The 12,940-nt window shown below is 47.4% G+C and carries 11 protein-coding genes and 2 pseudogenes; 6 read left to right on the top strand and 7 right to left on the bottom strand.

Annotated features, from left to right (window positions below):
- Positions 1–39 precede the first annotated feature (39 nt).
- From QUB04_RS22610 to nadB, 3 genes are all read left to right on the top strand, one after another.
- Entirely contained in the window at positions 40–996 is a 957-nt protein-coding gene (locus QUB04_RS22610; protein ID WP_333287793.1) for an adenylate/guanylate cyclase domain-containing protein, read from the top strand.
- A gap of 255 nt (positions 997–1,251) precedes the next feature.
- The gene (gene psbU, locus QUB04_RS22605) at positions 1,252–1,686 is read left to right on the top strand and encodes a photosystem II complex extrinsic protein PsbU (RefSeq protein WP_333144020.1); all 435 of its coding nucleotides are present in this window, start codon (positions 1,252–1,254) and stop codon (positions 1,684–1,686) included.
- A 323-nt stretch (positions 1,687–2,009) separates the two neighbouring features.
- Complete coding sequence (gene nadB, locus QUB04_RS22600) at positions 2,010–3,662, top strand: L-aspartate oxidase (protein ID WP_333287791.1); 1,653 nt, start codon at positions 2,010–2,012, stop codon at positions 3,660–3,662.
- A 21-nt stretch (positions 3,663–3,683) separates the two neighbouring features.
- Here nadB and QUB04_RS22595 read toward each other — a convergent pair whose 3' ends face one another.
- From QUB04_RS22595 to btpA, 6 genes are all read right to left on the bottom strand, one after another.
- Complete coding sequence (locus tag QUB04_RS22595; protein WP_333287790.1) at positions 3,684–3,938, bottom strand: hypothetical protein; 255 nt, start codon at positions 3,936–3,938, stop codon at positions 3,684–3,686.
- Positions 3,939–4,213: 275 nt separating this feature from the next.
- On the bottom strand, positions 4,214–4,369 hold the full coding sequence (locus tag QUB04_RS22590) for a hypothetical protein (protein WP_333287788.1): 156 nt from the start codon (positions 4,367–4,369) through the stop codon (positions 4,214–4,216).
- A gap of 541 nt (positions 4,370–4,910) precedes the next feature.
- A complete protein-coding gene (locus QUB04_RS22585) occupies positions 4,911–5,102 on the bottom strand; it encodes a hypothetical protein (protein ID WP_333287786.1) in 192 nt (63 codons plus the stop codon).
- A 152-nt stretch (positions 5,103–5,254) separates the two neighbouring features.
- Positions 5,255–7,390, bottom strand: a complete 2,136-nt coding sequence (locus tag QUB04_RS22580) for a CHASE2 domain-containing protein (RefSeq protein WP_445301085.1) — start codon at positions 7,388–7,390, stop codon at positions 5,255–5,257.
- Positions 7,391–7,929: 539 nt separating this feature from the next.
- Complete coding sequence (locus QUB04_RS22575) at positions 7,930–8,853, bottom strand: vitamin K epoxide reductase family protein (protein ID WP_333287782.1); 924 nt, start codon at positions 8,851–8,853, stop codon at positions 7,930–7,932.
- A 212-nt stretch (positions 8,854–9,065) separates the two neighbouring features.
- Positions 9,066–9,953: a photosystem I biogenesis protein BtpA gene (btpA, locus tag QUB04_RS22570; protein WP_333104508.1), complete on the bottom strand. Its 888-nt coding sequence runs from the start codon at positions 9,951–9,953 to the stop codon at positions 9,066–9,068.
- 217 nt (positions 9,954–10,170) lie between these two features.
- Here btpA and QUB04_RS22565 point away from each other — a divergent pair.
- A pseudogene (locus tag QUB04_RS22565) lies at positions 10,171–10,314 on the top strand (helix-turn-helix domain-containing protein); the annotation flags it as partial.
- A gap of 4 nt (positions 10,315–10,318) precedes the next feature.
- Here the strand turns inward: QUB04_RS22565 and QUB04_RS22560 are convergent.
- Complete coding sequence (locus QUB04_RS22560) at positions 10,319–11,533, bottom strand: transposase (protein WP_333287780.1); 1,215 nt, start codon at positions 11,531–11,533, stop codon at positions 10,319–10,321.
- Between the two features lie 114 nt (positions 11,534–11,647).
- Here QUB04_RS22560 and QUB04_RS22555 point away from each other — a divergent pair.
- Together QUB04_RS22555 and QUB04_RS22550 are read left to right on the top strand one after the other, a co-directional pair.
- A pseudogene (locus QUB04_RS22555) lies at positions 11,648–11,755 on the top strand (zinc ribbon domain-containing protein); the annotation flags it as partial.
- Positions 11,756–11,944: 189 nt separating this feature from the next.
- Positions 11,945–12,931 (top strand): GDSL-type esterase/lipase family protein, encoded by a 987-nt coding sequence (locus QUB04_RS22550; RefSeq protein ID WP_333287777.1) that lies wholly within the window; start codon positions 11,945–11,947, stop codon positions 12,929–12,931.
- The last annotated feature ends 9 nt before the right edge of the window (positions 12,932–12,940 follow it).

The following is a 12,940-nucleotide window of genomic DNA, read 5'->3' as shown; positions in this document are numbered from 1 at the left end:
TTTCTAGGACTGTTGTGACGAGTGCAACCCAATCCACATATGGTACTTCGCACAGAAGGCGGCAATCGCTACTTGCCGCTCTCCGGCAGCAATTGCTGGACAGTAGGGCGGAGCGATGACAATAATTTTGTACTGACAGATCGCTGGATTTCCCGTAATCACGCGATGTTACAGCAAATGGAGACAGGAGAGTTCTACCTGATCGACTTGGGCAGCCGCAATGGTTCCTTTGTCAACGGGCGGCGGGTCAGTATTCCTGTCACTCTCCGAAATGGCGATCGGATTATTTTCGGTCAAACCGAATTGGACTTCTACAACCCAAGCGCCGGCCACCGACACGCTCCAATACACGAGACAGACTCTGAAGATTTTACGGCGACTTTGACGGTGCGTAGCCTGATTAGCGTCATGGTAATGGACATCCGAGACTTTACAGTTTTGACTAGACAGCTAGACGAAACCCTCCTCTCGGAAGTCATCGGCAATTGGTTCCGCAAAGCAGGACAGATCATTCGCGAACACGGCAGTTGGGTGGACAAATACATCGGTGATGCCATCATGGCCGTCTGGTTCCACAAAACCAGCGGTGTCAGCAGCGAGGAAATGATGCGGATTTGCCAAGCTTTGAGCGAACTGCACAAGGCAACAGACGAACTCAGCAGCCGTTACCCCCTGCCTTTTCCATTGCGAGTCGGGGCCGGCATCAATACCGGTTATGCAATGGTGGGGAATTCTGGCAGCAGCGATCGATCGGACTATACCGCCTTGGGAGATACTGTAAACGCAGCATTTCGCCTTGAATCTTGCACTAAGCAAATCGGCAAGGATATCGCTGTGGGAGAAACTACCTACAAATACCTGACGCAATTGGGGGCCCAGGGTGCTTTCGAGCAGCACACCGTTGCTTTGAAGGGTTACGACCATCCCAGCGTGGCTTACGGCGGTACTTATGCTGACTTGAACGCTTTTCTCAAAACGAAAGGAAAGAGTTCTTGATAGCTAGAAAATTGGGTGCAGGGCAAAAATTAACCCTTTAAAATGGCAGTCCGAGTTTTTAATTTGGAGTGCCTTTGATAAACTTGCCTGCGATGCTTAAAAAGTAGATTATATCATATATCCTCAGAGTTGTCAATACCTAAAGGTAAATTTTATAACAGATATCTGCCTGCTGCGGATTTGTCTGAAAAACTGCATAAGCAAAATGGTAGTCTCTACATAAATGCTGTGTATGAAATTGGGAGACAAAACTTCATGAAACGATTGGGTCGTCTATTGGCAGTATTGGGCTTAGTGCTGGGCTGCTTTGCATGGGCTGGAGACCAAAGCGCGATCGCGGCGTCATTAAGCCGTATCGTCTTGCCATCATCCTCGCTCCTAGCTGTTGAAGCTCCGGCTAGAACCAATCGCGCCGATGAGAAGCTTGCCACAGAATACGGCAAAAAACTTGATTTGAACAACAGCGCCGTCCGGGACTTTCGCCAATATCGAGGGTTGTATCCCACTTTAGCTGGACTAATTATTAAGAACGCTCCTTACGAAAAAGTTGAGGACGTACTCAACATTTCAGGTTTGACGGAAGCTCAGAAAAAAGTGCTGCAAGCTAACTTGGACAAATTCACCGTAACTGATGTCGAATCAGTCTTTATTGAAGGAGACACCAGGTTGAATAACGGTCTCTACGACTAGGTAGCAGCGGGCCTCATTTGAAGGCAGAAGTCATTGGGCAGAAGGCAAACGGCCGAAAGAAAAGATTTTTTTTCTCTTAGGCTGATGACTTCTGCCTTTAATTTATCAAGACTTACTTTCAACCACCATTCGGCAAAAGCCGACCAAAATTCGCTAGATTGAAATCAGCGGGTTCCCCTGATTCATCTAAAATCTAAAATCTAAAATCTAAAATCTAAAATCCCTTGACAGACATTAGTTCAAGTCCCCAGATTCATCTGTAGACTCAATTCTAAAATCTAAAATCTAAAATCTAAAATCTAAAATCGACTGGCGGCAGACTTATGACTGACAAATTTGACGTATTGGTAATAGGTGCTGGCGCGGCCGGTTTGTACACGGCACTTTGCCTGCCAGAACATTTGCAGGTGGGCTTGATCAATAAAAATACCCTGCCTGTTTCTGCCAGCGATTGGGCTCAAGGAGGGATTGCCGCGGCGATCGCCCCTGAAGATTCCGCAGCGCTGCACGTTCAGGATACACTGGCTGCGGGAGCAGGTCTTTGCGATTTAGATGCGGTGAAATTTTTAGTCGAGGAAGCTGGTGCTTGCATTGACTCCCTGGTGAAAATGGGCGTTGCATTCGATCGCACCGGCCCAGATTTAGCCCTCACCCTAGAAGCCGCCCACTCCCGCCGCCGAGTGCTCCACGCCGCCGACACTACGGGCAAAGCCGTGATCAGTACGCTGACAGCAAAAGTATTGAGCCGCAAAAACATTCAACTGGTATCTCCTGCCTTTGCTTTGAGTCTGTGGCTAGACGAAACCGGGCGCTGTCAGGGCATTAGCTCGATTTGCGGTTCACAAGTCAAGTGGCTGCAGGCTAAAGCCGTGGTGCTGGCGACAGGCGGCGGCGGACAGGTTTTTGCTCAAACGACCAATCCGTCGGTAAGTACCGGGGACGGGGTGGCAATTGCGTGGCGCGCCGGGGCGCTGCTGCGAGATTTAGAATTTGTGCAGTTTCACCCGACGGCGCTGAGCACAGCGGGCGCGCCTCGGTTTCTGATTAGCGAAGCGGTGCGGGGAGAAGGAGCTCATTTGGTTGACAGTAAGGGATATCGCTTTGCTTTTGACTCTCACCCCAGCGGGGAACTCGCCCCTAGGGATGTTGTTAGTCGCGCTATTTTCCGCCACTTGCAGAAGACGGGGGAACCTCATGTTTGGCTGGATTTGCGCCCGATTGCGGTCGATCGACTGCGCTACAGGTTTCCAAATATTATTCAAGTTTGCGCTGACTGGGGAATTGATATTTTTTCCGAACCGGTGCCGGTGACGCCTGCGGCCCATTACTGGATGGGAGGAATTGTGGCTGACAAGTTTAACCAAACTTCGATTCCGGGTTTGTACGCGGTGGGAGAAACTGCGAGCACGGGGGTACACGGCGCTAATCGGTTGGCGAGCAATTCGCTGCTGGAATGTCTGGTTTTTGGGGCGCAGATGGGACTTTTGCAGCTAGAAGGTGGAAGACCCGAGGCATTCGCAGATCAGTTCGAGGCAGGGGAAATTTGGGAAAAATCGATTTCTGAAAAGGACATTGAGGCGATCGAAAGGTTGCGGGTCGAATTGCCGAATTTGGTGTGGCAGAGTGCGGGAATTTGCCGGGGACAGCGGGATTTGGAAAGTGCGATCGTCCAACTTGAGATTTGGCGGCAAGAATTTGCTTCCTTGCCTTTGAGTCAAACGCTTGATAATTTACAGCCCGGACAAATTATTGATTTTTCCCCTGCTGAGACGGAGAATAGCTCGATTTTGCGAAATTGGGGAGAAGTTGGGAATTTATTGGATATCGGCTATTTAATTGTCAAAAGTGCTGCGTTTCGCACCGAAAGCCGCGGCGGTCACTACCGGGTGGACTATCCTCTCACCGAGCCGAATTGGTGCCGCCATACTTTAATTAACCAATCCAATTGGTACAAATCTCCGCGAATAGAAGATTGAAAATTGATTGAAAATTTGGGGTCAGCGCGTTCCCGTACCGTCACTTTTGGGGCTCCCGTTCGGGTCTGGTTCGTATTGTTGGGGATTTCCCAACCTAGAGGTTGGTGTAACTGTCCCAACTCTGGGGATCTCGCCCGTGCTACGGGCTTTTGTGAAATTGCTAGTTGAGTTGCTGGCAAGTCGAGCCGCATTTGCGGTGCCGACTATATTCACTTGCAGGCAGGCCGCCAGGGTTGCCGTTTTTGTGAGCTGAATCAAAGTACGCATAGTATTCACAGCCTTATTCAAATCACCGCAATAGATCCACGTCTGTACCACCTATTATATCTATCAATTTCCGTATTTCCACTGATATCTTTACATTTACTTTAATTAATTTTAGTAAATTTACATAATTTTTTTTTACATTAAGGCTTTTTGGCGATTTTAATTTGGTTTCAGGTTGTGATTTATTTTAATATTTTGTAACATTTAGATAAGACGGCAAGTTGCTCTCATAAGTTTTATATTGAGCTAAATCTCTCTAATGACAGATGACAGATGAGAGAACTTTAAATTATGTGATTTGAGATTGGGAGCATCTCATATTTGTAAAAACACTTATTATGGCTCCTTCCTTCTTCCTCCTTCCTTCTTCCTTCTTCTTCTTTCCTCCTGACTCCTGACTCCTGACTCCTAATTCCAATTTCGAGCTTTGCTGCTTTCATTGAGATGCTCCCTTTGAGATTTCACTACTTTGGACATTTTTTTGAACGGTTTCAAAAAGCTTAGAGGGCTTACAGTTTAACTACCAGCCGGGAAGTCCCGGGCGTATATTTAGAGGGGATTAATCTGAGCGCTGCGCCCCGTACCCCGTTGGGAATTACGCCCGCGTGATGAAATGCTCGTCGGGTGTAAGTACCCAAAGCGACAATTATTCTTTTATACCCCAAGATGATCGGGAAATACTGTGATACTATATTAGCAAGTGGGGGTGGAACTACCTCACTATAAAAAGCATGAGAAAAAAAAGGAAAAAGAAGCCTGCAGTCTAACTGTACTCAGTTGACCGTCAGGTTTGTTCACGGGGCGAGCTATTTTTTTAAGTTAGCTGCACAGGGGAGGCCTGAAATAATATCTCCCTCACGGCCCAATTAGGGTTTGATGTCTAAAAATTGCTCAAATTTTGTCTGAAATAATTGAGATTTTAGATAAAAAAATTGAATAATTACAAATGACCGAAAGCATCCAGGATACAAGCCCCCGGATTCATTCCGAAAGCAGACTCAGGACCCAGAAATAAAAAAACTGTATCCGATGAAACTTGGGGAGCATCTCATATTTGTAAAAACACTTATTATGGCTCCTTCCTTCTTCCTCCTTCCTTCTTCCTTCTTCTTCTTTCCTCCTGACTCCTGACTCCTGACTCCTAATTCCAATTTCGAGCTTTGCTGCTTTCATTGAGATGCTCCCGAAACTTGCCCCCCGAATTTATCCGTGGGGTCAATGCTTGAATTCTTTAATCTAAAATCTAAAATCTAAAATCGATTGACTTATCAATATCGGGGTGGGGACTTTACCTACAGTTGCATTCTGTTTTTAACTAATCTTAATTAATAAAAGTGATATTGATTTTTCCCGCGTTCCTTAGCACGATACATCGCAACATCGGCATTCTTAACTAAAATATCTGGCTCTTGACCGTCAATGGGATATAAACCAATGCCAATACTTGTAGTTACAGAAACTGTATGTTCTTCTAAAATAAAAGGCTGCATGATGGCGTCGCAAATTTTTTCCGCTACTTTGGCAGCTTCCTCGCGACCTGGAATTGCGGGCAAAATGACTGTGAACTCGTCGCCGCCCAACCGCGAGATGGTATCGCTGCCCCGCAAGCATTTTTTGAGCCGACTGGCAACTGTTTTTAAGAGTAAATCGCCCACATTGTGTCCGAGAGTGTCGTTGATTGATTTAAATCCATCTAAATCTAAAAACAGTAAAGCTACCAATTCCTGATTGCTGGAGGCTATTTCTAGAGAGGAATGCAAGCATTCGTAGAACATTTGGCGGTTGGGCAAACCGGTAAGAGCATCGTGATAAGCTTGGTGGCTGAGCTCAGCATTTTTTTGTTCTAGGGCATTTTGCCGAAGTTGGCGCTCGGTAATATCTCTAATTGCTCCGACTAAAAATAGGTTGCCGGCAGCATCTTTATGCAGGGATCTTTTAGTCGCAATCAGATGCGTAATTCCGTGAGCGTCTGTAAAATATTCTTCATTTTCTCGCGGCTGGTGAGTTTGAAATACTAATTCGTTTTGCTGCCAAAATATCTCGGCTTCGGCTTGGGGAAATAAATCGTAATCTGTTCGGCAAGTTAAAATTTCTAAAGGATAGCCAATAAACCGACAATATGCCTGATTCAAAACTACGCAGCGGTGATTTCGATCTTTGACAAAAATGGGGTCGGGAATTGTATCGATTAGCGATTGTAAAAATTCTTTAGACCGTTTTAATTCTTCTTGCAAGTGAGCCAGATAACCCACAACAGCAGCACCAGAACCCACAAGACTGAGGATTGGAGGAATTAACGGTAGCCACCAACCTGCTAAAAATGCTAAGTATAAACTGGCACTCAGACCTAGACAGATACTTAATAAACAATAAGCCGATCGACCAAGCGATCGCAAATTCCAACTCACATTTGCTCCCGCCCAAGACCACAGTAAAATCCACAGCAACTCCGCAGCCTCTGGCCAGACATTGATACCCCCGCGCCCGTCGAGGGCTGCACTCAAAATTTGGCTCAAGAAATGAGCCTGAAGCTCGACTCCCGGTATTTGCTGGGGAGGACCAAACCAACCGGAACTGTAAGAATTTTGGTAAAAGTCTTTGAGGCTGGGGGCATTTGAGCCGATCAAGACAATGCGCGATCGTACAAAATCAGCAGGTACTTTGCCAGAAAGCACATCGCCCATCGATGCAGTGCGAAAACTGCCTCGCGGGCCGCGCAGGTTGGTCAAAATTTGATACCCACGGCTGTCCGATCGAACGTAAGCACCGTCATTCGGTTGAAAAGGCCGAAAAACCCCCTTGCCTAATTGCAAGTATTTAGGATTGACTCTGGCTCGTTGAGGGGAAATTCCTTCGCTTTTGAGGTAAAGCAAAGCCAGTCTGAGTGCGAAACTTTGATGAGTTTTGCCGTCTCCGGGCCAAGCGTAGAGCAAAGTTCGCCGCACTTTTGAGTCAGCGTCGATAACAACGTTGTTGAAACCGATTCGATCGAGCTTGTCAAGTACCGGAGGCGGGCGAACTCCTAACCTAGTTTCGTCTGGCATCAACTCAATGCCGATTAAGTTGGGAATAGTTTTAAAAGTTTTGAGCAATTCGGCGTTACCCGGTTGAGTTGGCAAATCTCGGTAAATGTCGAGGCCGATCGCCCGCGGCTTGCCAGCGTGCAATTTTTGCAGCAATTGGGCCAAGGCAGCATCCGAAATTGGGTAGCCGTATTTTTGCAAGTCAGCTTCCTTAATTTCTACAATGACGATGCGCGAGTCAATTGGTTCGGCCGGCCGCCAGCGCACAAAGTGGTCGAAAGCAGCCCATTCCCACACCTGCAAAAATCCGAACCAGCGCATTACAATCACCGTACTAGCAACGGCACTCGCAGTAATCAATACTCGGCGTTCTCGATCGACCCATTTTTTGATAGTTTTTAGCATATTTTGGGGATTTGGGCCTCGCCCTTTGAGCATCTAAACTACTACTACCTATAGGTTTTACATCTCCGGGGCGATCGGCTCAGTCGATTTTAGATTTTAGATTTTAGATTATCCAATTTTTTGGTTTTTCGGTGCGGGCGAGTCGATTTTAGATTTTAGATTTTAGATTATCCAATTTTTTGGTTTTTCGGTGGGGGCGAGTCGATTTTAGATGTTAGATTTTAGATTATCTAATTTTTTGGTTTTTCGGTGCGATCGGGCTGCAACAGCAGAAACCGGGTTTCGCCACCAAAATATGTCATTTCAACAATCATTCTGGAAGCAGAAACCCGGTTTATTGCATTTTTCTGTAAAAGTTTTAGTAGTTATTCGCCGATCTAAATACTAAAAACCCACAACTTGTTTTAAACTTTTTCGTTCTAACTAATTTTTACTATTTTTTTATTGATTATAATAGATGCAAGATTTTAGATTGATTTCGCAGCACGATGCCACGCTAAACTCAGTAAAAAACCAGGATATTTCCTGCCCATCAATCTAAAATCTGTCATCTATAATTTCCCACTTTCCTGTTAGTTTTGAAAGTTGCGGGGGCCGGTGTAACCCGATAAATCAGCGAGTTTATCCAAAGATTGTGTCCCTGCATAAAACTGACCATTAATCTCCCAAGTCGGGAAACCTTTAACATTCGCAGCAACAGCTTGGCACATTTGGGCGCGGGAATTTTGCCCCCTGGGATCGCATTCAAAATAATCAATTATTTTGGCTGCTTCTTTGCCGAACAGCATTTTTTGGTCGTGGCAGTGGGGACACCAGTAAGCGCCGTACTCTTTAGCGCCGATTTGTCGGAGGTGGCGGGCCAAAGCAATTTGTGCCGGGCCGGAGGTGGTAGTGACAGCAGGGGGTGCAATTCCGGGGGTAGAGACAATAGGAGGAGGTGACTTGACGCTGTTATAAAGTCCCAAGGCGCCGATCGAACTCACCATTGCCACCAAAATGCCTGTAAACACCAACTGCCCGATATCTTCCCACTCGCGCCCGACTAGCACCAGCACAAACAGCGACAGCGCAAATAAGGCAGAAGTGACGCAGTAAATGCACAGGTCCTGAATTTCAAAAGCCATCAAATACATCAAATAGCTGCTGAAAATTACCATCGCAGCGGTGATGATAAATAGCGCTTGCCAAGTGTTTTTTTCTAGTTGAGAGTGCAGTCCTTTATTGGTGGCGGGATTTACAGCTTTGGGAGCCAATGCCAGGATTGCTATGCTCAGGTAAGCCAGACAGCCTAACAAACTTAAAGGCACTGTGCCAAAGACTGTGGCGTAGGGACTGTTGAGAACTTTGTCGCAGCCGCTGGTGGGACAAATGACCGAGCCATTCGTGAATTTAGCGATCGTGAGATAGGCCGTTTCTACGACGCCTATGGCTGCGATCGCTGCCATCACAGTCCTAGACCAGCGATGAATCCAAGGGGTTGAACGTCGGCGAATCATTTTTTGATTTGGTAATTTGGGAATTGGGAATTGTTGACTGTTGACTGTTGACTGTTGACTGTTGACTGTTGACTGTTGACTGTTGACTGTTGACTGTTGACTGTTGACTGTTAATTGTTAACTAATGACTGATGACTGATAACTGATGACTACTGACTACTGCCAACTGCCAACTGACTACTGCCAAGAGTCAACAGTCAACAATTCCTATTTTACGTTTTACTTGTGACTTTGCCCGGTTCCGGTGTTGGCCCTCTTGAGCCATTAGCATCTCTATTTTCCTGTTCGGGATCTTTCTGTGACAAGCTGCGGCGGGCGGCTTCTACAAACTGACTGACGCGGATCGGATCTATAGGCTGCTCGATGCGGCCGTTTCGCTTCAGGGAACTCGATACGATTACGCCGTCAGCGGCCTGCATGAGGGTGGAAATGTTTTCCCACGAGGCGCCGCTGCCGATGAAAACTGGAATTCCTGCAGCAGCAGCACTCGCGAGTTCTAAGTCTTCGAGATTGGGAGGGCTACCAGTTGTCCAGCCGGAAAGGATTACGGCGTCGGCTAAAGCTCGCCCGATCGTCTCTTGGACGGCTGTGGTCAAGTTGGGGCTGCCTAGGGGTCGCCCGTGCTTGACTAACACGTCTGCTAATATTTTGACATCGCTGCCCAATTCCCGGCGGTAGCGCAGTAGCTGGTGAGCTTGGCCTTCAATTAAGCCTTGGTCTGTAGCCATGATGCCGTTGAGGACGTTGACGCGGATGAATTGAGCTCCTGTGCAGGAGGCGATGGCGATCGCGCTGTGGGCGTCGTTTCGCAGCACATTAACGCCGATCGGCAGCGTCACGAGATTTGTTAGCCTCTCAACTACCAGAGTCATGGCACTTACCACAGCCGGATCTACGCTGTCTTTGGCAAAAGGAGCGTCGAAAAAGTTCTCGACAATGATACCGTTTGCGCCACCAGAAGCCAGCGCTGTAGCCTCTTGCTCGGCTCTTCCGATAATAGCTTTGAGGTTTCCGCCCCAGCGGGGAGAAGTTGGCAAAGGCTGTAAATGTACGACACCGATTATGGGATTCGGCGTTTTGAATATTTGTTTTAAGTCCACGGATTTTCCTGAAACCACCAAGTTCACTGACTGCTGACGGCGGATGAGTCACGGTATATTCTAGAATTCTATAGCAAATATGCTGAGAACCCCGTGTCTTTAGACCGGGGATGAAAGCTAGAGGCAGGCTTTAGCCTGCAAGTTACCTTACATTGCTTTGCTTGTCGTTGACTCTACAAAAGGCTACTCTATTTTGTAGAGCCAGGGAAAACGAGCAATGTTAAACCTTAGTTACGAGTACAGATTGAAGCCAACTGCAGAGCAAGCTCAAGAAATTGAGCGGGTTCTAATGGTTTGTCGCAAGGTTTGGAACTACGCTTTGCGGGAACGCAAGGACTGGATCAACTCTCTTGACACTCCCCGCCCTATAAGGACGGGGATTCTTTCATCGCCGGGAGCGCAATCGCTTTACCCTCAGAAAGCATCTTGACCGTGTGTCCCACGGCTGCAAGTCCTCGAATGAGAACTACTTGAGCGGCTGCAACGTCTCTATCCGTCGTATAGCCGCAATGTTGGCACGAATGAATACGCTCGGATAGCGCTTTCTTGCCCGTCTCGACTAAGCAGTTAGGACATATCTGACTGGTTTTCTTGCTGTCAACATTAAGAAAGAACACTCCGCGTTTGCGACAGCACTGCTCTAATACTTGAAAAAATTGTCCCCATCCAGCGTCTAAGCAGTGCTTCCCTAAGAAGCCTTGCACTAGACCTTTAAGTTTCAAATCTTCCACAAATATCATCCCCGCCCAATCGCAGAGATTGTGAGCTACGAGCCAGTAGTAGTTTTTCCGAGTATTTGCAATTCGTTCGTGCAGTTTGCTGACTTTAACTTGCGCTTTCTTGCGGTTATTCGACCCCTTAACTTTTCTTGATACTCTCTGTTGCAGTAATCTAAGCTTGCGTTCGAGCGAATTGAAAGGTCTGGGATTGGGGAACAACTTACCGTTAGAAACCGCAGCAAAGTGACTGATTCCAACGTCTACTCCAAGCGCTTCGCCATGTGGCATGACATCTGGAACGGATACATCCCACTGCAATGTCAACATGGCAAACCATCCGCTAGCACGTCTCACTATCCGAACCTGTTTTAGCTTTGCGCTATCAGGAATAGAACGCGATTGGCGCAACTTGAGCCAGCCAATTACAGGTAGCTTGATAGCGCCATCTCTTACGGCATCTATCCCAACTTGAGGAAAAACGAAAGAGCGCATGGTTCCACTCTTCTTGAATCGAGGGAAACCATGTCCTTGCTCCCACATACTGACGAATGCTTGTTCTAACCGACGAAGCGTCTGTTGTAGAACTTGAGATTGCACTCGCTGTAGGTTGCCAGAAGTTTTCCTATAGGCTGTTAATGTCTTGCATTGACTGGCATAAGTAGGGCGTTTGGTTTCTGCTGGAATGATGTATTCGGACTGGAGAGAACAAGCATTTATCTGACAGCTACGAGATTTAAACCAATCTTTGCGTTCGGCTAATGCATAGTTGTAGACGCGCCGACATTGTTCGAGCCAGTCTTCAAATCGGGCAACTTGGGCTGATGTGGGTTTGAGTTTGTATTCGTATGTCAGACTAAACACTTGCATCACCTCCTCTATTTACTATAGCTTAAAAAACGTTGAATCGCTTCTTAAGCTATAGTATTTAAAGAGAAAGCCGTCGAGCGAAGGACGGGGCTTTAAACCCAATTTTTCGGTAAAAAGGAGCTTAAAGAAAGACTCCACCAATGCCCTGAGTGTGGTTACACGACGCATAGAGACGTAGCAGCAGCTCAAGTTATCCGCTTTTCAAGGATTGTCTGAGGAGGGACGCTTCTTGGACATTAAAGAAAATGCTTGTGGAGACGGTCTGACGGGGACTGGCAACGGTCTAGTTAAGAGTCGCGGAAGCAAGAAGAAGAAAGCTTGAGGGTGTGGCCCCGGCCCACCCTCAAGCAGCCTTTAAGAATCCCCGCGCTGATCTGCCGGGGAGTACGTCAACGAGGTTAAGTGGTGAAAGTTGTTCTCATAATTTTGGCTGTCACCGCAGGGTTGTGGGCAGCAATCGAAGTGCTGCTGCGGGCGCTGCTGGGTTTTGGCAATCCCTTGATTTACATTGCCGATGCCGAGTGCGGCTATTTGTTGGCGCCCAACCAGAAGGTGCGTCGCTTGGGCAACCGGATTGAGATTAACGAGTATTCGATGCGTACTGGAGCGATCGCCCCGATCGCCCCTCCTGAAACTCTGCGCGTCTTGCTGTTGGGAGATTCTGTCGCCAACGGCGGTTGGTGGACACATCAGACAGATACGATCTCGGAAATTATGGCTCGGAATTTGAGACTGCAAGTACAGAATCTGGCGAGCGATGCACAATTAGGTTCACAAGTCAACTATTTAAATTTTGAAGTTCTCAACGCCTCAGCCAATTCTTGGGGGCCGAGGAATCAACTTGCTTACGCCAAGCGGTTCGGTGTTTTTGGGGCAAAGGCTTTGGTTTTGCTGCTCAATACGGACGATTTGTTTGCATCGGCTCCTTGTGATCTGGTTGTGGGGCGCGATCGATCTTACCCGGATCACAAACCCCGATCGGCTACGCTAGAGTTATTGAGCCGCTACCTGCTACCTGCTGTGCCGACTCCTCAATTGGCAGCACCCGAAGCCACAAGCGGCGATGTAGTAGGCTGCAACTTAGAGGCTATTCGCCAAATCCATAAAATAGCTGTATCCGCCAACATCGAGTTTTTGCTAGCCGTCACGCCCAAGCGGGGCGAACTCGGCGGCCCAGGCCCTCGCGACTGGGAAGTCAAAGCTAGAGCGCGTCTCGCCGAACTCGTAGAAACAGAGAAAATTACTTACATAGATTTTCTTCCCATTTTCAATTGTGCGGCCGAATTTCCAACTTTGTATCGAGACAGCATTCACCTGAGTCCTCAAGGAAATCAGCTAGTTAGCAAAACCATCAGTCGTCAAATAGTCGCTCTTTTTTGGCATAAATCGTGACTTCACCTA

The sequence above is a fragment of the Microcoleus sp. D2_18a_B4 genome, from assembly GCF_036702475.1.
GTDB lineage: Bacteria > Cyanobacteriota > Cyanobacteriia > Cyanobacteriales > Microcoleaceae > Microcoleus.
The sequence above is the reverse complement of the archived record's forward strand: the minus strand, read 5'-3'. Positions and strand labels throughout refer to the sequence as shown.